We start from the raw sequence: 18,980 nt of genomic DNA, 5'->3' as shown, positions 1-18,980 counted from the left end.
TTCATCGTGGGAATGGTTCGAAGTTCGTGTCGAAACGAATGGGGAACGACCGGACAGTCTTGCCGGTGGCACGCTCGTAAGCGTTCGCGACTGCTCCGACGGCGGCAGGTACACCGAGTTCCCCGGCTCCTCCCGGCTCGTCCGCGCCGTCGATGACGATCATCCGGAAGTCCGACGGCGAATCCACCTGTCGGGCGAAGTGAAACTGCGAGAAACTTCCTTCGAGTGGAAGTCCCGCATCGATGTGAAGGCCGGCCGACAGCGTCGTCGAAATGGCATCGGTGAGACCACCGAGCATCTGCGCCTCCAGCCCCGAGGGATCGATGGTCTTCCCGACATCCACGGCGACGACGGCGCGTCGCACCCGCGGCCGGTCGGGATCGGTGGCGTCGAGGTCGACGACATACGCGACACAAGACCGGTACTCGGCATGAAAGCCGACACCTTGCGCCCAACCGTCGGGCAGTTGCCGTCCCCAATCACTGTCGGCAGCAACGGCATCGAGAACTGCGTGGTGACGGGAGTCGGTGAGACGGGATCGCCGAAACTCGACGGGGTCGAACCCGAGGGCGGCCGCTGTTCGATCGACGACGATCTCCGCTGCCCCACGACTGGTGGCGGAGAACACCGACCGCCAGCTGCCCGTGTTCATCGGGAGTGGGACCTCGCGCAGAGTTTCGATCACGTCACCGAAGGCATACGGCGTTGCCACCGTCCGCGAGAACACCGACCGTCCTGATGCCGCCGATCCCGATGCCGTCAGGATCTCGCCGAATCCGTGCGAGAAGTCCGTTGCCACCGCGGCGGTCCGATGCTCGAAGGACGCTACATCGGTGCCGTCGGTCCGCACCGCGAATCGGTGATGCGAGGCAGGTCGCGCGCGGCCATGACGCAGGTCGTCGACCCGCGTCCACATCAGCCGCACCTTTCGTCCCATTGCCTGAGAGATTTGCGCGGCTTCGAGAGGCGCGTCGAAGAACAGGCGTCGACCGAAAGAGCCACCACCGCTGACGACGTGGACGGTGACGGCACCGACCGGCATTCCCAACACCCGAGCGATGACTTGCTTGGCGACGATCGGCGCCTGCATCGATCCCCAGATTTCGGCCGAGTCCGACCGTACATCTGCCACAGCGGAATTGGTTTCCATGGCAGCATGTGAGACGAATGCGAAGTCGAACTCGGCGGTCAGCTCGCCGGTCGTCGTGAAAGGTTCGACAGCGGAACGCAGCCGGTCGCGAATGGTTTCGTCGTTCTCCGCATCGACCGGACCCGACGTCCACGTGACGCGGGCCGCAGCTGCGGCATCGATTGCCTGCCCGAAGGTTTCGGCCATCACCGCAACACCGGTCGGGATGACAGCCACGTCGATCACACCGGGCATTGCTGCGAGCGCACCCTTGTCGACGTCGGCCACCTTGCCACCGATCGACGGCGCTCGCCTGACGACTACCGGCATGGCACCCGGAACGTCGAGGTCGAGTGCGTACTCGAACGAGCCTGTCACCATCGCCCGCGCGTCGACGCGGCGGGCCGATGTGCCGATCACACGGAACTGATCCGACGGTTTCGGTTCGGACGGAATCATTTTCAGCAACGGGTCGGCAGCAGCGACGGCGACATCACCGATCCCCGTCGTTCGCCCGTCCGAGGCCGTCAGGACCCCGTCCATGAGGGAAACTCCTTGTGGAAGAACGGCGAAGCGTAGCGCCGCAGCAGCGATCAATCGCGTGCGAGCACCTGCCGCGGCATGGCGGATGGGCCAGTACATCGACCGGATCGAATTCGAGCTGCCGGTCATCTGATTGAACAGCAACTCGGGCCGTGCATCGGCCAGCGAGATCTCGACGGTGTCGACTGCGATGTCGAGCTCCTCGGCGACGAGCATGGCCAGCGACGTCGTCAATCCCTGCCCTACCTCGGCCCGCGGGAGCACGAGCCCGACTGTGCCGTCGGTACGAACGTCGAGTACGACCAACAGGTGTTCCGTCGGCCTGCCGGCGGAAATCAGCACGTCGCCGAGGTCCATCCCCCCGACTGCAGGCGCAGCCGCAACCGTCGGCGACACGGCGACTGTCAGGGTGGGCGCCAGGAGCAGGGTCGTCAGGAACGCCCGCCTACTCACCTGCATGTACGACACCGCTCTTCTCTCACAGGACCTCGTCAGGCGTTGACGCCTGTGCTGACCGTACCGACAGATGTCCGGTTTCCCTACCCCCACCCCGAGGTCAGCACCTCGAAAGATAGGGGACTGCCCCGATGGTGTCCGGGCGAGACTCGCGACACGATCGATTCACACCGGAAATCGGTTGTCCACTCTCAGCCCGAGGAAAGCAGGAAGTCATGCCTTACAAAGTGATTCGAACATTGAGCGTCGTAGGAATGATCGGTATCGCCGGATTGACCGCGGCTACAGCAGCATCCGCGGATACCGTGATCGAACCGGGGACCGACGCCCGCGCGTACTGCACCGTGGTTTCCCCCGACGGGGACGTGACCCAGCTGCACAGCGCTGCCGAGTGCCTGCAAGCCCGCGTCTCCGCCAGCATGGACGAGCGGCGCGACCAGCAGGAACAGGCGCGAGCGGACCGCGCCGACGCACGCAAGGCGAACAAGTGAGCTGAAGATCGATGGGAATAGGTTTTTCGGGGTCGGCGTTACACTCAGCAGTAGTTGACTGATCAACTAACCTGAGACATCAACTGAACCCGGAGACGACGATGCCCGCTGTAACTGTCGACAACATTCTTGCCCTCCCCCGCATACCCCTTCCCGACGCGACCGCCGTGGCCCGGCCGGTCAAGTCCGTCACCACGGCCCCCGCAGGATTCGAGGGTGAAGGCTTTCCGGTTCGTCGGGCGTTCGCGGGTATCGACCTCTCTTCGCTCGACCCGTTCATCCATATGGATCAGATGGGCGAGGTGAATTACGCACCCGGCGAGCCGAAGGGAACTCCGTGGCACCCGCATCGCGGATTCGAGACCGTGACCTACATGATCGACGGGATCATGGAGCACAAGGATTCCGGCGGCGGTGGCGGCAGTATCGGTGGCGGCGACACTCAGTGGATGACTGCGGGCGCAGGGATCCTGCATATCGAGGCCCCGCCCGAGCACCTCGTCCAATCCGGTGGTCTGTTCCACGGCGTGCAGCTCTGGGTCAACCTGCCTCGTGACAACAAGATGGCGGCGCCCCGCTACCAGGACATCACCGGCAACAAGGTCGCGTTGCTCTCCAGCGATGACGGCGGTGCTCTCGTTCGGGTCATCGCCGGTGAGGTCTCGGGTCATCAGGGGCCGGGATCGACGTACACGCCCATCGCGCTGACCCACGTCACGGTGGCGCCCGGCGCTGCATTGGCACTGCCGTGGAACCGAGACTTCAACGCACTGGTGTACGTCCTCGCCGGGTCCGGGTCCGTCGGCCCAGATCGTCGACCTCTGCGAATGGGTCAGACCGCGGTGCTCGGGCGCGGCGACACCATCGACATTGCGGCATCCGATCGTCCGGACTCCAGGAGCGAATCCCTCGAGGTGTTCGTGCTCGGTGGCAAGCCGATTCGGGAGCCCGTCGCGATGGCTGGACCGTTCGTCATGAACACCAGGTCCGAGGTCATCCAGGCGTTCGAGGACTTCCAAGCCGGGCGCCTCGGGTCCATCCCTGCCGAATATGCGCGCGATTGATCACCGCCGGGGGTGATCAATCGCTGGAAGTGACTACTCGTGCGCGGGGGCCAGACGCCTGATCGCCCGCATCGGGATGTCCAACCACGTCGGTCGATTACGGGCCTCGTAGACGGCCTCGTACACGGCTTTGTCCAGCTCGTATGCGCCGAGGAGGGCGGCTTCGGATCGCGGATCCGCACCTGTCACCGAGGCGTAGCCGTCGCAGAACGCCGACGAGTTCCGCTCCACCCACTGGGTGGCCAGATCAGCGGCCTCGTCGGTGACGCCGGATTCGGCGAGCAACAGGTTGTGCGCGGCGTAGTCGAACGATCGGAGCATCCCGGCGACGTCCCGTAGCGCGCTGTCCGGACGTCGGCGTTCCTCGAGTGACTTGGCCGGCTCGCCCTCGAAGTCGATGAGCAACCACGTCGACGGAGTACGGAGCACCTGTCCGAGGTGAAGATCGCCGTGAATCCGCTGCACCGTGGTGGAGCCCGCGGCCTCGGCTCGGGCTATCAGCTCGCGTGCAGCGGGAAGGTGCGCGGCGAGTCCGGGCACCGCCTCGGCAGCCGCCTCGACCCGTTCCAGTATCTCGTCCACCGAGGACTTCGCGGGCCGCTCCGATGTTCCGAGTTGCCGCGCGAGATCAGCATGGACATGGGCCACCGCCTCGCCGAGCAAATATGCCTCCGTCGCGAAGTCGGTGTCCGGTTGCGCGAGGCCGCTCGCGAGCAGATCCCGTACCGATGTGAGCGCGGTCGTCCAGCCCTCGGCCGAATCCGCGACGAAGTCCTGCGCCATACCCAGCATCGACAACTCGCCATCGGACTGCATGTCGATCCAGGCGCGCAGTGGAGCCACGTTGCGGCACCCTGTGTCCGCGAGCGCCCTGTGCAGTTCGATATCGGGATTGACGCCGGGAGCCACGCGACGAAAGAATTTGAGCAGCAGCACTTCACCGAGCACGACCGAAGTGTTGGATTGTTCTGCGCCCAGCACCCGCCCGAGCATCCCGGATTTCACCGAGTCTTCGGCGACGCTCCGGAAGTCGATAGGCCCGATCGACTCGGCGGCAGCGAGCGCATCGCCGTACATCGCGATGACGGCCGGATCTCTCAGACCGTCGTAGACCACGATGTCGGACGAGGGCACCGGAAGCTGCCAGGCTGCCAGCTCCTCCGGTGCCGTACGGCGAAATCCGAGCGGAACCTGATAGCGCTGTACCTGCCCGCCGTCGTCGACATGCGCACCCAGTCCGATGTCGACGAGGATGTGTTCGGCGCTCACCCCGGGACGGGATCCGAGAGGCACCCGTTCGACCACCTCCAACGACACCATCACCGACCCCTTGGCCGCAAACCATCTCTGCTGCGGGATCCACGCCAGCAGTGCTGTCTCGATATCCACCGTGGTGACGCGCGTCGAATCGGTCATTAAGAGTTCTCTCCGCATTCGCTTGGTGTACCTACCCTATCGAGCATCGGTCCCTCTCGAGCACCGGCGCCCTCCCGCTGCGTGATCAACCCGGGGGCTACCCAGTTCGAGGTTTCCTCACACTCGACTCGACGCGCGAAAGTTATGCGACCGGTCACCGGACACCTCCGACGCCTCGTAGAGTAGACATATGTCCGCTCCACTCTCCATCCCGCACATCGATATCCATCGCGCCGGCGATCGCCTGAAAACCCGTGTGGCATGGTTGGACTCGAAACACTCGTTCTCGTTCGGTCAGCATTACGACCCGGACAACACCCACCACGGACTCCTTCTCGTCAACAACGACGACATCGTCTCTCCCGGTCAGGGTTTCGACACGCACCCGCATCGGGACATGGAAATCGTCACGTGGGTGACGACAGGCTCGCTCGTCCACCAGGATTCGATCGGCCACTCCGGAGTCATCTATCCGGGACTTGCGCAGCGGATGAGTGCAGGAAAAGGAATCATGCACTCGGAGAAGAACGACTCGTGGCGGCTCACCGGCGACACTCACCAGGAGCCGGTCAGATTCGTACAGATGTGGGTAGTTCCGGACACGCCCGGTCTCGAACCGGGTTACGAGCAACTCGAGGTCGCCGACGAATTGCTGCGCGGCGGACTGGTTCCGATCGCATCGGGCATGAAGAAGCACGACGGCGAGTCCGCGATCCGAATCAACCAGAAGGCAGCGGCCTTGCATGTGGCTCGGTTGCACCCCGAGCGCCCGATCTCGCTGCCAGAAGCGCCTTTTCTTCACGTTTTCGTCGCACAGGGAACCGTCCAGGTCGAAGGCGTCGGGGAACTGTACGAGGGCGATGCCGTGCGGATGAGTTCGTCTGGTGGACAGCGTGTTCAGTCGTTCGAACACGCTGAGATCCTGGTGTGGGAGATGCATGCACGCCTAGGGCAGTGACTTTCCTCTTTGGTCACGAACTGGTGGAGAAACCCTGATCGACGGCCGTGCGGCGCTACACTTCCCGCACTCGTCACGCACTGGAGGGGGATCGAAGGCCATGTCGGAACAGCCACCACCCGGCAACAACCCACCACCGGGGAACAACCCACCACCGGGGAACTACCCGCCACCCGGCGGTTATCCGCCGCCCGGTGGCAACTACCCGCCACCCGGCAACTACCCGCCTGGCGGATACCAGCAGCCCGGCCAGTACCCGCCCGCTGCACCCAAGAACACGCTGGGCATCATTGCGCTCGTCCTGGCAATCCTGGGAATTCTGACGTCGTGGACGATTGTCGGCGGCGTCGTGCTGGGACTGCTCGCAATCGTTCTCGGGATCATGGGCCGATCCAACTACAAGAAGGGCACCGCCACGAACGGCACGGTGTCGTTGATGTCGATCATCTTGGGTGTGCTCGCGATCCTGCTGTCGATCGCCCTCATCGTCTTCGGCGTCGGATTGTTCAACAGCATCGGCGGCAAGGACTACCTCGATTGCATCAACGATGCCGGTAGCAGCCAATCCGCGAGGGACGACTGCAACCGCGAGTTCCAGCAGAACGTGGAGGATCGCTACGGGGTGACGATCGAGCGCACGCCGTAACGCGCACAGGTCCCAGTTGCCCGCATCATCGGTTCTCCTGGTGTCGAAGATAGGTGGCGAGGGTGTCGGCTTCGGCGAGGTAGGCGACTGCATCGTCGACAATGTGCTCGTACCTGTCGGTCCCGAATTATCCGCCTGACGCGAAACTTCGCGCGATATCGGCGACGACGGGCGCGTGGTGATCGATCTCGGCGAGCTGGGTGATGATGCCTACAAGCGGTGACGACAGCGGCAAGAGTGTAAAGATGGAATGCATGACTACGTTGGATTCAAGATCGGATTCGGGACAGGTGAACTCGGGCATCGACCTCAGTTTCACGGACGAGAGCACACGCGCCCAGGACGACCTGTTCGTGCATGTCAACGGCAAGTGGCTCGACGACTACTCCATTCCGGCAGACCGCGCGGTCGACGGGGCATTCCGCACCCTGTACGACAGGGCCGAAGAAGACGTCCGCACGATCATCCAGGAATCAGCCGAGTCGAACCCTCCCGTCGGGACCGACGCGCAGAAGATCGGCGATCTCTATTCGAGCTTCCTCGACGCCGATGCCGTCGAGGAAGCGGGCCTTTCGCCCATCGCCGACGAGTTGGCATCCGTCGCCGACGCGGGTGATCTCGTCACGCTCGCCGAGGTTCTCGGCTCACTGCAGCGCACCGGCGTCGGCGGGGCCATCGGCCACTACGTCGACACCGACGCCAAGAATTCCTCGCGCTACCTGGTGCACGTCACGCAGTCCGGCATCGGCCTGCCCGACGAGTCCTACTACCGCGAGGACAATTACGCGAACATCCGCGAGGCGTACATCGCCCACATCGCGAAGATGTTCTCCATCGCCGGGCTGTCCTACGACGCCCAGCGTGTCTTCGACCTCGAGACCAAGCTCGCCGCAGGCCACTGGGATGTCGTCGCGCGCCGTGACGCCGAGAAGAGCTACAACCTCGTCGACTTCGACACTCTCGTGGGGAACGAACCCGGATTCAACTGGACTGCATGGATGTCCGGCCTCGGTGGTAGCAGCGAGCAGTTCGCGGAGATCGTCGTCGGTCAGCCGTCGTTCCTGTCCACATTCACCGGCCTGTGGGTGTCCGCCGACATCGAGGATTGGAAGGCGTGGCTCGCGTGGCGCATCGTGCACAGTCGCGCCCCGTACCTGACCGCAGCCCTCGTCGAGGAGAACTTCGCGTTCTACGGGACCACGTTGAGCGGCACCGAAGAAAACCGCGAACGGTGGAAGCGCGGCGTGTCCCTCGTACAGGACCTGCTGGGAGAGGCCGTCGGGAAGCTGTACGTCGAACGCCACTTCCCGGCCGACGCCAAGGCCCGCATGCAAGTACTCGTCGAGAACCTCCAAGAGGCATACCGTCGCAACATCACCGACCTCGAGTGGATGAGCCCGGAGACTCGACAGAAGGCGCTCGACAAGCTCGACAAGTTCACCCCGAAGATCGGCTACCCGGATCGTTGGCGTGACTACTCGGCCGTGCAGATCGACGCGAGCGACCTGCTCGGGAACTACCGACGCGGCTACGTTGCCGAATACCAGCGTGATCTGGACAAGCTGGGCGGCCCCGTCGATCGCGACGAGTGGTTCATGACGCCACAGACCGTCAACGCGTACTACAACCCGGGAATGAACGAAATCGTCTTCCCTGCAGCGATCCTGCAGCCGCCGTTCTTCGACCCCGAAGCCGACGATGCCGCGAACTACGGCGGAATCGGCGCGGTCATCGGACACGAGATCGGACACGGATTCGACGACCAGGGCGCCAAGTACGACGGCGACGGCAACATGATCGACTGGTGGACCGATTCGGACCGCTCCGAGTTCGGCAAGCGCACCACCGCGCTGATCGACCAGTACAACGAGTTCGAACCCAAGGCCCTGCCCGGTCACAAGGTCAACGGACAGTTCACAATCGGTGAGAACATCGGCGACCTCGGCGGTCTGTCCATCGCCGTCGCCGCGTACAAGATCGCGCTCGACGGCAAGGACGCTCCCGTTCTCGACGGCCTCACCGGTCTGCAGCGGGTGTTCTTCGGCTGGTCACAAGTATGGCGAACCAAGGCACGCGACGAAGAGGCGATCCGTCGACTTGCAGTCGATCCGCACTCGCCGCCGGAGTTTCGCTGCAACGGTGTGGTGCGCAATCTGGACAGTTTTCACGAAGCGTTCGATGTGAAGCCGGGAGATGCGCTGTACTTGGATCCAGCGGAGCGCGTCAGGATTTGGTAGGCGCTCCGCGCCGGCACGGCTAGGCGCTCCGCGCCAGTGGCAGCGGTTGAGTGCACTCCAACGCACTTAACCATGCCACTGGCGGCGAAGCCGCTTGGACACTGGCGGCGAAGCCGCTTGGACATTTCGAAGGGGTGGGGACATGAAGAAGCGGATCAGATGGATCGCCGCACACGGCGTCGTACGGTACGGGGCAAAGAAGGCGGCGCAGGCCGGTGACCCGCAAGCCATGCTGGTCGCGGACCCGGCAACCCGTGCCGAACCGCGCCAGGTGTTCGAGAAGATCCGCGCGTCGGGGCCGCTGGTGAAGACCAGAATCTCGAACATCACCGTCACCCACCGAGTAGTCCACGAACTACTCAGATCCGACGACTTCCAGGTCACGGAGTTGGGCGCCAACCTGCCGACGCCGCTGCGGTGGATCGAGAACAGAACGCGGTCGAAGGCTCTTCACCCGCTCAAGCCGCCGTCGCTGCTGTCCGTCGAACCGCCCGAGCACACCCGCTACCGCAAGCTGGTGTCGTCGGTGTTCACGCCGCGCGCGGTGGCGAAGATGCGTGAGATGGTCCAGGAGAAGGCAGACAGTCTGCTCGACGAGCTCACGGCGGGCGGCCGTGAAGTGGACATCGTCGACAAGTACTGCGCGCAACTCCCCGTCGCCGTCATCGGGACCATCCTCGGCGTTCCGGACCGAGACCGCCAGAAAGTGCTCGAGTTCGGCGAGATGGCGGCACCGAGCCTCGACATCGGACTCTCCTGGAAGCAGTTCAACCGCGTCGAGGACGGATTGGAGCAGTTCGACGCTTGGCTCGCAGATCATCTCGCCGAACTCCGCCGCAATCCGGGCGAGGACCTGATGAGCGAGTTGATCAAGGCGACCGAGGACGGAATCGGCCTGAACGACCAGGAACTGCGCGCGACGGCGGGGCTCGTCCTCGCGGCGGGGTTCGAGACGACGGTGAACCTTCTCGGCAGCGGAATCCGACTGTTGCTGGACCACCCGGACCAGCTCGACCTACTTCAGCAGGACCCGTCGCACTGGCCCACAGCCGTCGACGAGATGCTCAGACTGGAATCACCGGTTCAGCTGACGGCGCGTCGTGCGAAGCATGACGTCACCATCGAGGGCGTTCCCATCCAGGAAGGTGGACTGGTCGTCCTCGTCCTCGCGGGCGCGAACCGCGATCCAGACGTATTCGACGACCCGTACCGATTCGACGTCACTCGGACGAACGCGAACAAGCACCTCTCGTTCTCCGGCGGGCGCCACTTCTGTCTCGGCGCGGCACTTGCCAAAGCGGAGACGGAGGTCGGTCTGAAGACGCTGTTCGACCGATTCCCTCACCTGCGGTCTGCAGGCGAGGGAATCCGCCGCGACACCCGAGTCCTGCACGGCTGGGCGTCGCTGCCAGTGGATCTCGGGCAGCCCGCTGCTACAGGCGCTGCCCGGTAGCAGCGGAGAAAAAGAACACCTCGTCGAGCGTGGGGACGAGCCGAACCGTCTCTGCCAACCCGATCTCGAGCTTGCGGTCGACGCGAACCGCGAGCCGGCCGGACTGGGTGCTCCAGTCCGTGCCGAGCGGCGGCACACCGTACAGGAACGACTCCGCACCGAGCTCCTCGATGAGTTCGACTGCGACAGAGACAGACCCGACGCCCTCGCCGACGAGGCTCCAGCTCTCCGGCCGGATTCCGAGTACGACCCTGGCCTCGGCGTTCGCCGGGACCGGAATACGCACACCACCGACCACCGCGGCCCCGTCGACCACCGGCGCGTCGATAAGATTCATACCCGGAGAACCGATGAACCCGGCGACGAACGTGTTGACGGGGTTGTCGTACAGCTCCCGCGGCGACGCGATCTGCTGGAGCTTGCCCGCCTCCAACACTGCAACCCGATCGCCCATGGTCATCGCCTCGACCTGATCGTGCGTGACGTAGACCGTCGTCGTGCCGAGTCGCTTCTGCAGGCCTGCGATCTGCGCTCGCGTCGACACCCGCAGCTTGGCGTCGAGATTCGACAGCGGCTCGTCCATACAGAACACCTTGGGCTGCCGGACGATCGCGCGTCCCATCGCGACTCGCTGCCGCTGACCACCTGACAACTTGCCGGGCTTTCGGTTCAGCAGCGGTTCGAGCTCGAGCATCTTCGCCGCCTCGAGAACACGGGCAGCAGTGTCCGCCTTGCTCATTCCAGCGTTCCGCAATGCGAATCCCATATTGTCCCCGACGGTCATGTTCGGGTACAGGGCGTAGTTCTGGAACACCATCGCGACATCTCGTTCACGCGGAGCGAGTGTGGTGACATCGACGCCGCCGATGTCGATTCTTCCGCTCTCGACCGATTCGAGCCCGGCAAGCATTCGGAGGCTCGTCGACTTCCCGCAGCCCGAGGGGCCGACGAGAACGATGAATTCACCGTCGGCGATATCGAGTTCCAGCGAGTCGACCGCTAACGAGTCGGAACCCGGGTAGCGGTGCGAGACCTCCGCGTAGTGGACGGCAGCCATTACGAAGGAAGGTTCGGGGTTATCTGGCGATCGATGATCTGCTGCAGCTGGTCCTGAACGCTGGCGAACGCCGTTGCGACGTCGGCGTTCTGCAGCGCGATCTGCTCCAGGCCGGTACCGATGATCTTGTCGCCGCCGGGCACGAATACGCGGGCGTAGTCCTGCGACCGGGTCTTGGCGAGCTGATCGACTGCCGTTCTGGCGTTCGGGTTCGCTTCGAGGAAGGCGATCTCGCTCGGATCCTCCTGCGCCGACTTACGAACCGGCATGTACCCGGTGTTCTGCGAGAAGTACGCGGTATTGGCACCGTTGGTGACGAAGTCGATGAACCTGAGCGCGTTGACTTTACGCTCCTCCGAGATCTTCGACGGGATGGCGAGACCGGCTCCACCCGTCGGGCATCCTGGTTGTCCGTCTGTCGAAGGCAGGAATGCCGTACCGAATTCGAACGATGCATTCTGGGTGATGGTGGACAGGTCGCCCGTGGACGCGATCGTCGAGGCGATGATGCCCGCACCGAAATCGTTGGCGATGTCGCTGGAGACCGCCGCGTACTTCTTCGTGTGGATCATGTCCTTGAGGAATTGCCCTGCAGCAATGGTCTTCTCATCGTCGAACTTCAGCTCGAAGCCGTCCGAGTAGGCGCCGCCGAAGGTCCAGATCGGCCCTTCGAACGTCCAACCGAGGTAGTCCACGGCGTTGCCCCAGCCGTGGGCGAGCTTGCCGCCTCCGACGACGGCCTGGATGCGCGGGCCCCACTCGTCGAATTCCTGCCACGTCGCCGGGCCGCGGTCGGGAAGCCCCGCCTGCGCCCAGACGGCCTTGTTGTAGTAGAACAGCGGCGTCGAGCGCGCATAGGGCAGTGCCCAGTGGTTGCCGTTCCAGTTGTAGTCGGCGAGAAGCGAATCGACGTAATCACTGGAATCGACTCCGGCTGCATCGAAGTGTCCGTCGAGCGGTTCGATTGCACCGGTCAGCGCGTAGTTGAACCACCACACGTCGGAGAGAACCACGACGTCGGGCACATCGTTGCCGGACAGCGCCGCATTGAACTTCTGCGAGACTTCCTCGTAGTTCTTGCCACCGTCGATCAGATTGACAGTCAGATCCGGATTTTCGGCCTGGAAGCGCGCGATCAGTTCCTGCTCGAACGCCTGCGACTTACCGGGGTGGTTGGACCAGAAGTTGATGGTGCTCGCGTCGCCCGAGGCTGCCTCACCCGAGGAGCTCGACCCGGGACTGCTGCACGCGGCGAGTGCCGCGCCGGCGGCCAGCGTTCCGGTCAGCGCGAGGAATTTACGACGATCGATGTGTGCCATGAGTGTCTCTTCTTTTCTTGTCGGTACCGGTGAATCAGCCTTTGACCGCACCGGAGGTGAGGCCCTTGATCATGTGTCGCTGGAGAACGAGGAAGATGGCAAGAATCGGCAGGATGGTCAGAATGGTGACCGCCATGACGGCGCCCCAGTTGGTGTAGCCCTCCGTGTTCTGCAGCAGAGTGAGTCCGACGGGAAGCGGAGCGACCGAGGAATCGTCGGACATCAAGAACGGCCAGAGGTATTCGTTCCACTCGGTGACGATGGTGATGATCGCGAACGCCACCATCGTCGGGCCGGACAGCGGGAGAACCACCCGGAACAGCAACCGGAACGTCCCTGCTCCGTCCATGCGAGCGGCCTCGATGATCTCCGCGGGCAACGACAGAAAGTGGTTTCGCATCAGGAATGTACCGAAAGCGACTCCTGCCAGCGGAAGGATGATGCCCTGGAACGAGTTTCGCCATCCCAGATCGGCAATCAGCGAGTAGTTCGAGATCACCGTGATCTGGTTGGGCACCATGAGTGCGGCGATGATGGCGAGGAAGACGACGTTCTTGCCTGGGAAGCGCAGGAACACCAGGCCGTACGCACTGGCTACGCCCAGGACGAACTTGATCGACGACGTCACGGCGGTGATGATCACCGAGTTCCGCAGATAGGTGAAGAACGGGACCTCGGTGGTTGCCTCGCCGTAGTTGTTCAGGGTGAGCGAGTTGGGCCACCAGGTCACCGGCTGAACGTAGATCTCACCGCGCTCCTTGAAAGAGGTGATCAAGATCCAGAACAGCGGAAGTCCGATCATGATGATGACGAGAGCCATTGCAACGTAGCCGAATACCGTCGACAAGCTGCGCTGACGCTGTGGGTCCTTCGGCTTCACCGGAGCTGCAACGCTCACGGTCGGCTTTGCTGTCAGAGTCATCGCTGATCGTCTCGATCCATGATGCGTACCTGCACGAGGGTGACGATCAACAGGATGACGAACATGATCGTCGCGACCGTCGCACCGTAGCCGGCACGGAAGTTTCGGAATGTCTCCTCGTACACCTGGAACACCATCGTGGTGGTGCCGTTGCCGAGCGGACCACCCCTGGTCATGACGTTGATGATGTCGAAGACCTGAAGCGAGTTGAGCAGAACGGTGATCGAGAGAAAGAACGTCGTCGGACGGAGCTGCGGCAGAAGCACTTTCCGGAACGTCGTCCACTTGCCCGCGCGATCGATCTCGGCCGCTTCCATCAGTTCCTTGCGCACACCCTGCAACGCGGCGAGGTAGATGACGAAGGTGTAGCCGAGGTTCTTCCAGAGGTAGGTCACCGTCACCATGAACAGCGCCCAGCTCGGATCCTGGTAGAAGTCCGGCGAAGTGAGCCCGACGCGATGCAGGAGGTCCTGCACCAGACCGAAGTTGGGATCGAATACGAACTGGAACGCGATTCCGATCGCGGCACTCGAGATGACGAACGGCGCAAACACCGCAGAACGGACGAAGTTGCGGCCCCGCAGTTTTCGGTCCAGCAGCATGGCCAGAATCAGTCCGAGCACGAGACTGCCGACCACGGCGGCAATCGTGAAGACGACGGTGTTGGCGACGATCGTCCAGGTGTCGTCGCGGGTGAACCATTCGCGATAGTTCGCCAATCCGACGAACGTCGACGTGGGCGAGGACAGGTTCCAGTCGTAGAAGCTGAACTGGAAGTTCTCGACCAGCGGTCGGTAGGTGAACACGGCCAGCAGGGCGAGGTTGGGACCCAGCAGAATCAGGAAGAGCGCATAGTCACTCCACGGCCTACCGAAGAAGCTCCTCCGGCCTGCTGTGGGCAGCACTCGTTCCGTTGTTGTACTCACTGCGCAGACTGTGCGCACCCGCCGCGAACGAGAGGTGAACTGTCACCCAATCAGGCATGGCCGCGGAGCTAAAGCTCTAGCGCTTGCTCCGCTCCAGTAACCGAGGTCGCTCCGCTCCAGTGACCGAGGTCGCTCCGCTCCAGTGACCGAGGTCGCTCCGCTCCAGTGGCGTGGTTGAGTACACCCCAATGCACTTAACCGCGCCACTGGCGGCGGAGCCGCCTCGAGGCGAGCAAGAACTACCGGTTCCAGTCGCCCAAACCGTCGGACCCGCTGAGCGTTCCGCCCGCAGTGTTGTTGACGACGACGGGATCGCCTTTCTGGGAATTCTCGAAGAACCACTTGCCGTCCTCGGTGCTGACATTGAGGCAGCCGTGGCTGACGTTCTCGTAACCCTGCGAATCGACGGACCACGGGGCAGCGTGGATGAAGATGCCGCTGTACGAGATTCGCGTCGCGTACTCGACGTACGTGCGGTAGCCCTCGGGAGCGTCGACGGGGACGCCGTACGTCGAAGAATCCATGTACATCTCACGGACGCGCTCACCGACGATGTAGGTGCCGTTCGGCGTTTCGTGCCCTGGCTTGCCGAAGGATGTCGGCATGGTGCGAACAACTTCGCCGTTGCGCGTGACGGTGATCGTCTTGGTCGCGTCGTCGGCGGTGGTGATGACGGAATCTCCAGTGGAGAAGTCCGCACGAGCGCCGCCGGCTTCGACAGTCACCTGCGTGTGCGCCGGGTAGAACTCGTTCGGGAGCCAACGAACCTGGGTGTCGTTGATCCAGTAGAAATGCCCGTCCACCGCAGGGGTAGTTGTGACGCGAATCGCAGCTTCGGCAGCTCCGCGGTCACCGATTGCCTCGTTGAACCGGATGGCAATGGGCTGGGCGACGCCGACGACCTCGCCGCCGCTCGGGCTGATCGACGGGTCGGAAAAGTTCGCCGGGGCCACACGCTGCTGCTGCGGCTCGGGGGCAGGCAACGGCTGCGCAGGATTGGAGGATCCGGAGCCTGGGATGTCAGGCCCTCCAGGCCACAGCGGAGCTGCATGCGCCGGGGTCACGAGCGAGGCGGCTCCGAAGGCAGCGATGGCCGCCGCGAGGGACAACCGAGCGATGAGCTTCCGAGGTGACCGCAGTGCTGAACTCTCACGCGAGGCCATATTCAAACGCAGTGCCATAACTGTTTCCGATCCGTCCTACTCTTGCCGACCGCAGCCGAAACCAACCGTCATTAACACACACTTGTCGTGCCTTTGGCGAATCGCGGAGAACTCCGAATCGTTCACACAGAGCTCCTACTGGAGCACGCCCGCTTTCTTCGCTGCCGAACGTACCTGGAAAGCGCTGACCACGAACAGCACGCCGAACACCAGCGCAAAGACGCCGACGAGCCACACGATGCTCAGGATGCCGCTGATTGGGAAGAACACCAGAACCAGTCCGAACAGAAGCTCCAGAACGCCCGCGAAAAGAAGCATGCCCCAGTGCGCTGCGCCGTCCAGTTTTCGCAAGCGAATGGAACCGGCGATCTCCAGGAGTCCGCCCATGATTGCCCAGATCCCGATCACGAACACTGCCGCAAGCGCAGTAATCTCGGGCCACACGAACGCGACGATTCCGGCCCCGAGGGAGACCAACCCGCCCAGGAGCCACCACACCCACCCGGATTCGACCTTGCGTGCGGAAATCGCCCGGAAGATCGCCGACAGTCCGTCGACGATCGCGTAGGCACCGAACACGACGACCAACGCCCAGACGGTGACTTCGGGCCAGGCCAGCGCCACGATGCCGAATATCACCGCGAAGATGCCGCGGATGAGCACTGCCCACCACAGATCCTTACCGATCTGCAGCAGGGCTTCTTCGTTGGTCGAGAAAGAGTTGGACGGTTGAGTGGACATGAGTCGGTACCTGCCTTCTACGAGGGCTGACTAGGGACGCTGGATCCGTCGGAAATACACATCTGACCGGTGCTGAAGTTGACGGCGACGCCCGCTCCCGCGTCGCATCTGACGCCCTCGGCGGTCGTACCGACGAAGGTCTGCCCCCTGGTCAGTGACAGCGCGAACGCGATCGCGCCGGGGTCCGTCGACACGATCGAAACCGAATCCGGCCCGACCGACACAGCGCCGACATGCCCAGCCGACGTCTCCGCCGCCGCGACGCCACCCGAGTGGGCAAGGCCGAAAGCAGAGCCTCTCACCTCAGCTCTGGCGAAGGCCACCGCGTCGTATGCCCGAGCGAGGGCGGTGGACATATTGTCGGTACGCACTCCGCATGCAGTGCCGTCCTCGGCTACCTCTGCCGTCGACCCGGCAGGGCCTGTGCAGGTGAGGTCGGCCGCACCGGCGGCACTCGGGGACGCAACAGCGAACGCCATGACGGCACCGCCCACTCCAGCGGCCAGAACAGCCGTCCTGCCGAGACCGCGCGTGTCGAAGATCGCCACGAGAGCACCTTTCGCTGTCGATGACGCCGCCTCGTGTGGAGGCATCACGATGTTTGGATTGTGCCACTGCGGGGGATCTCATTCAGGGTCTTATGGACTCAATTGCATTCCGTCGAGTCACCGGCGGCAAGACTGCACCGAATCGGACGCCCGAGTGAGCGGAAAGCCCTGGCCATGGCCGTGTGCTCTCCGCTGCACGATCGGATTCGACTCGGATCTGCGGAGGGTGGACGTCAAGTGATCGATGTGCAACCGAAAGTTCGACGAGTAGTCGTCGTTGTGCCTGTTCACAACGAGGAGCTGTTGTTGGACGCGTGCCTGTCCGCACTCGGACACGCGTGTGAGGGAGTCGCCGTCGAAACGCACGTGGTCGTAGTACTGGATTCCTGCACCGATTCATCGCTCGATATCGCCCGGACGTGGTCCGACAAGATCGATGCCACCGTGGTGACGGTCGATCGCCGTAACGTCGGAGCTGCGCGCGCCGCCGGATTCCTGGCGGCCTTCCGCGACGCGGGCACGCCCTCATATTCGGACGTCTGGTTCGCCACGACCGATGCCGACAGCGAAGTAGGCGGCAACTGGCTGTCGACGCAGCTCGCGCACGCCCGCCGAGGCGCCCGCGTCGTGGCGGGCACCGTGACGCCCGACTCCGACACCGTCTCGCCTGCGTTGGCCTTGGCCTACAACTCCGGCTATCGGCACCGGCCCGGTCATCGGCACGTGCACGGAGCGAACCTCGGATTTCGCGCGGACGCGTACTGGAGCGTCGGCGGGTTCGGAGCCCTCGCCACCGCCGAGGATGTCGATCTGGTCAGCAGACTCGAGCACGCGGGCATCGACGTTCTCTATGCATCCGACGGACCGGTTCGAACCTCGTCGAGGCGTGTCGGCCGGGCTCCCGACGGCTTTGCGGGCCATCTGCGGGACCTCGAGTTGGCGATCGCGCTGTGAGCGCTGCACTCACCGACCGGATGAAGCAATGGGTCGTCGCCGAGGCCGGCGATCTTCCATTGCCGGGCGGCGGATTCACCGACACACGATGGCTGTCACTGGCTGCGCTCGGCCGTGAGGACACCGTTCTGGGCCGTTTCGCCGAGGCCCATGCGGACGCGCTGGCAATCCTGGCCGAGCTGGGTGGTCCGACACCGAAACGTGGACAGATCTGGGGCGTATGGGCCGCGGAACCGCCGTCGCCAGTGCTCGAGGCGGCACGGGGGACGAACGGGTGGAAGCTGACCGGTGTCAAACCGTGGTGCTCCGGGGCCAACCTATGCACGAATGCACTGGTGACAGCCCGCGTCGGCGATCGCTCGCGACTGTTTGCAGTCGATCTCACCCAGGATTGGTGTCGACCCATCGCCAACACATGGCATGCGGTCGGGATGTCGAGAAGCGATTCGGGAACGGTTCGATTCGACGGTGCCCGCGCAGTTCCGGTGGGCGAGGTAGGCGCCTATGTCGAACGTCCAGGCTTCTGGCACGGCGCGATCGGCGTCGCGGCGGTGTGGTTCGGTAGCGCCTGCGCAGTCGCGGACACGTTACATGCCGCCGTGCGATCCGGCGCCGACGCTCATGCACGGGCCCATCTCGGCTCGGTTGCCGCAGCGTTGGGGGCGGCGTCCAGCTCGTTGACGACGGCAGCCGCCGAAATCGATTTGGATCCACACGATTCCGACGGTCGAGGGCGCACTCGGGCGCGTATCGTGCGCGCAATCGTCGAGTCTGCATCGACGACGACGATCGATCGAGTCGGCCGCGCTCTCGGCGCAGCTCCCCTGTGCGCCAACGGAGAACACGCGCGACGGGTGGCTGATCTGACGGTGTTTCTCCGACAGAGCCACGCCGAACGCGACCTCGCGGCACTCGGAGAGGACATCGCGAAGGAGGACAACCCTTGGTAGAGAACGG

General features: G+C 63.8%; 18 protein-coding genes. 8 read left to right on the top strand and 10 right to left on the bottom strand.

Annotated elements, in window-relative coordinates; all coding sequences use genetic code 11:
• Position 1: 1 nt before the first annotated feature.
• Positions 2-2,131, bottom strand: a complete 2,130-nt coding sequence (locus tag ACODSO_RS01540; RefSeq protein ID WP_489034503.1) for a xanthine dehydrogenase family protein molybdopterin-binding subunit — start codon at positions 2,129-2,131, stop codon at positions 2-4.
• Between the two features lie 212 nt (positions 2,132-2,343).
• On the opposite strand from ACODSO_RS01540, the gene ACODSO_RS01535 reads away from it, so the two are divergent.
• Together ACODSO_RS01535 and ACODSO_RS01530 are read left to right on the top strand one after the other, a co-directional pair.
• Positions 2,344-2,619 carry a hypothetical protein gene (locus ACODSO_RS01535; protein ID WP_489034502.1) on the top strand — a complete coding sequence of 92 codons (276 nt, stop codon included), beginning with the start codon at positions 2,344-2,346 and terminating at the stop codon, positions 2,617-2,619.
• A 101-nt stretch (positions 2,620-2,720) separates the two neighbouring features.
• The gene (locus ACODSO_RS01530; protein ID WP_489034501.1) at positions 2,721-3,683 is read left to right on the top strand and encodes a pirin family protein; all 963 of its coding nucleotides are present in this window, start codon (positions 2,721-2,723) and stop codon (positions 3,681-3,683) included.
• Between the two features lie 33 nt (positions 3,684-3,716).
• Here the strand turns inward: ACODSO_RS01530 and ACODSO_RS01525 are convergent, their stop codons facing one another.
• Complete coding sequence (locus ACODSO_RS01525) at positions 3,717-5,099, bottom strand: maltokinase N-terminal cap-like domain-containing protein (RefSeq protein WP_489034499.1); 1,383 nt, start codon at positions 5,097-5,099, stop codon at positions 3,717-3,719.
• Positions 5,100-5,289: 190 nt separating this feature from the next.
• Here ACODSO_RS01525 and ACODSO_RS01520 point away from each other — a divergent pair, with 190 nt between their 5' ends.
• Positions 5,290-6,057 (top strand): pirin family protein, encoded by a 768-nt coding sequence (locus ACODSO_RS01520; RefSeq protein ID WP_068371531.1) that lies wholly within the window; start codon positions 5,290-5,292, stop codon positions 6,055-6,057.
• Positions 6,058-6,157: 100 nt separating this feature from the next.
• Positions 6,158-6,703 (top strand): DUF4190 domain-containing protein, encoded by a 546-nt coding sequence (locus ACODSO_RS01515; protein WP_489034498.1) that lies wholly within the window; start codon positions 6,158-6,160, stop codon positions 6,701-6,703.
• Between the two features lie 127 nt (positions 6,704-6,830).
• On the opposite strand, the gene ACODSO_RS01510 is transcribed toward ACODSO_RS01515, so the two are convergent.
• Positions 6,831-6,959, bottom strand: a complete 129-nt coding sequence (locus ACODSO_RS01510; protein WP_489034771.1) for a hypothetical protein — start codon at positions 6,957-6,959, stop codon at positions 6,831-6,833.
• Here ACODSO_RS01510 and ACODSO_RS01505 point away from each other — a divergent pair.
• Together ACODSO_RS01505 and ACODSO_RS01500 are read left to right on the top strand one after the other, a co-directional pair.
• Entirely contained in the window at positions 6,949-8,940 is a 1,992-nt protein-coding gene (locus ACODSO_RS01505; RefSeq protein WP_489034496.1) for a M13 family metallopeptidase, read from the top strand. The genes ACODSO_RS01510 and ACODSO_RS01505 overlap by 11 nt on opposite strands.
• Before the next feature lie 142 nt (positions 8,941-9,082).
• On the top strand, positions 9,083-10,393 hold the full coding sequence (locus ACODSO_RS01500; RefSeq protein WP_489034494.1) for a cytochrome P450: 1,311 nt from the start codon (positions 9,083-9,085) through the stop codon (positions 10,391-10,393).
• On the opposite strand, the gene ACODSO_RS01495 is transcribed toward ACODSO_RS01500, so the two are convergent.
• The 7 genes from ACODSO_RS01495 to ACODSO_RS01465 all read right to left on the bottom strand — a co-directional run bounded on the left by ACODSO_RS01495 (position 10,374) and on the right by ACODSO_RS01465 (position 17,069).
• Entirely contained in the window at positions 10,374-11,450 is a 1,077-nt protein-coding gene (locus tag ACODSO_RS01495; RefSeq protein WP_489034492.1) for an ABC transporter ATP-binding protein, read from the bottom strand. The two genes, ACODSO_RS01500 and ACODSO_RS01495, sit on opposite strands and share 20 nt — an antisense overlap.
• The gene (locus ACODSO_RS01490; protein ID WP_489034490.1) at positions 11,450-12,769 is read right to left on the bottom strand and encodes an ABC transporter substrate-binding protein; all 1,320 of its coding nucleotides are present in this window, start codon (positions 12,767-12,769) and stop codon (positions 11,450-11,452) included. Before ACODSO_RS01490 ends, ACODSO_RS01495 begins: the two co-directional genes overlap by 1 nt.
• A 34-nt stretch (positions 12,770-12,803) precedes the next feature.
• Positions 12,804-13,691 carry a carbohydrate ABC transporter permease gene (locus tag ACODSO_RS01485; RefSeq protein WP_489034488.1) on the bottom strand — a complete coding sequence of 296 codons (888 nt, stop codon included), beginning with the start codon at positions 13,689-13,691 and terminating at the stop codon, positions 12,804-12,806.
• The gene (locus tag ACODSO_RS01480) at positions 13,688-14,617 is read right to left on the bottom strand and encodes a carbohydrate ABC transporter permease (RefSeq protein ID WP_489034486.1); all 930 of its coding nucleotides are present in this window, start codon (positions 14,615-14,617) and stop codon (positions 13,688-13,690) included. The genes ACODSO_RS01485 and ACODSO_RS01480 overlap by 4 nt, the downstream gene beginning before the upstream one ends.
• A 239-nt stretch (positions 14,618-14,856) precedes the next feature.
• Positions 14,857-15,780, bottom strand: coding sequence for a L,D-transpeptidase (locus ACODSO_RS01475; protein WP_489034749.1), 924 nt, complete (start codon positions 15,778-15,780; stop codon positions 14,857-14,859).
• Positions 15,781-15,915: 135 nt separating this feature from the next.
• Entirely contained in the window at positions 15,916-16,521 is a 606-nt protein-coding gene (locus tag ACODSO_RS01470) for an HdeD family acid-resistance protein (RefSeq protein ID WP_489034484.1), read from the bottom strand.
• A 17-nt stretch (positions 16,522-16,538) separates the two neighbouring features.
• Positions 16,539-17,069, bottom strand: a complete 531-nt coding sequence (locus ACODSO_RS01465; protein WP_489034483.1) for a DUF6764 family protein — start codon at positions 17,067-17,069, stop codon at positions 16,539-16,541.
• A gap of 237 nt (positions 17,070-17,306) precedes the next feature.
• Here ACODSO_RS01465 and ACODSO_RS01460 point away from each other — a divergent pair, with 237 nt between their 5' ends.
• Together ACODSO_RS01460 and ACODSO_RS01455 are read left to right on the top strand one after the other, a co-directional pair.
• Positions 17,307-18,023 (top strand): glycosyltransferase family 2 protein, encoded by a 717-nt coding sequence (locus ACODSO_RS01460; protein ID WP_489034482.1) that lies wholly within the window; start codon positions 17,307-17,309, stop codon positions 18,021-18,023.
• Positions 18,024-18,043: 20 nt separating this feature from the next.
• Positions 18,044-18,973, top strand: coding sequence for an acyl-CoA dehydrogenase (locus ACODSO_RS01455; protein ID WP_489034748.1), 930 nt, complete (start codon positions 18,044-18,046; stop codon positions 18,971-18,973).
• Positions 18,974-18,980: the final 7 nt, after the last annotated feature.

The sequence above is a fragment of the Rhodococcus sp. FG69 genome (assembly GCF_057808915.1).
Note: the sequence above shows the minus strand (reverse complement) of the source record. Positions and strands in the feature narration are given on the sequence as shown.

Coding starts and splice junctions, on each gene's coding strand:
- ACODSO_RS01540 (WP_489034503.1), bottom strand. CDS start 2,131: ATGCAGGTGAGTAGGCGGGCGTTCCTGACGACCCTGCTCCTGGCGCCC.
- ACODSO_RS01530 (WP_489034501.1), top strand. CDS start 2,721: ATGCCCGCTGTAACTGTCGACAACATTCTTGCCCTCCCCCGCATACCC.
- ACODSO_RS01515 (WP_489034498.1), top strand. CDS start 6,158: ATGTCGGAACAGCCACCACCCGGCAACAACCCACCACCGGGGAACAAC.
- ACODSO_RS01490 (WP_489034490.1), bottom strand. CDS start 12,769: ATGGCACACATCGATCGTCGTAAATTCCTCGCGCTGACCGGAACGCTG.
- ACODSO_RS01505 (WP_489034496.1), top strand. CDS start 6,949: ATGGAATGCATGACTACGTTGGATTCAAGATCGGATTCGGGACAGGTG.
- ACODSO_RS01510 (WP_489034771.1), bottom strand. CDS start 6,959: ATGCATTCCATCTTTACACTCTTGCCGCTGTCGTCACCGCTTGTAGGC.
- ACODSO_RS01500 (WP_489034494.1), top strand. CDS start 9,083: ATGAAGAAGCGGATCAGATGGATCGCCGCACACGGCGTCGTACGGTAC.
- ACODSO_RS01525 (WP_489034499.1), bottom strand. CDS start 5,099: ATGACCGATTCGACGCGCGTCACCACGGTGGATATCGAGACAGCACTG.
- ACODSO_RS01535 (WP_489034502.1), top strand. CDS start 2,344: ATGCCTTACAAAGTGATTCGAACATTGAGCGTCGTAGGAATGATCGGT.
- ACODSO_RS01520 (WP_068371531.1), top strand. CDS start 5,290: ATGTCCGCTCCACTCTCCATCCCGCACATCGATATCCATCGCGCCGGC.
- ACODSO_RS01455 (WP_489034748.1), top strand. CDS start 18,044: ATGAAGCAATGGGTCGTCGCCGAGGCCGGCGATCTTCCATTGCCGGGC.
- ACODSO_RS01485 (WP_489034488.1), bottom strand. CDS start 13,691: ATGACTCTGACAGCAAAGCCGACCGTGAGCGTTGCAGCTCCGGTGAAG.
- ACODSO_RS01495 (WP_489034492.1), bottom strand. CDS start 11,450: ATGGCTGCCGTCCACTACGCGGAGGTCTCGCACCGCTACCCGGGTTCC.
- ACODSO_RS01470 (WP_489034484.1), bottom strand. CDS start 16,521: ATGTCCACTCAACCGTCCAACTCTTTCTCGACCAACGAAGAAGCCCTG.
- ACODSO_RS01475 (WP_489034749.1), bottom strand. CDS start 15,780: ATGGCCTCGCGTGAGAGTTCAGCACTGCGGTCACCTCGGAAGCTCATC.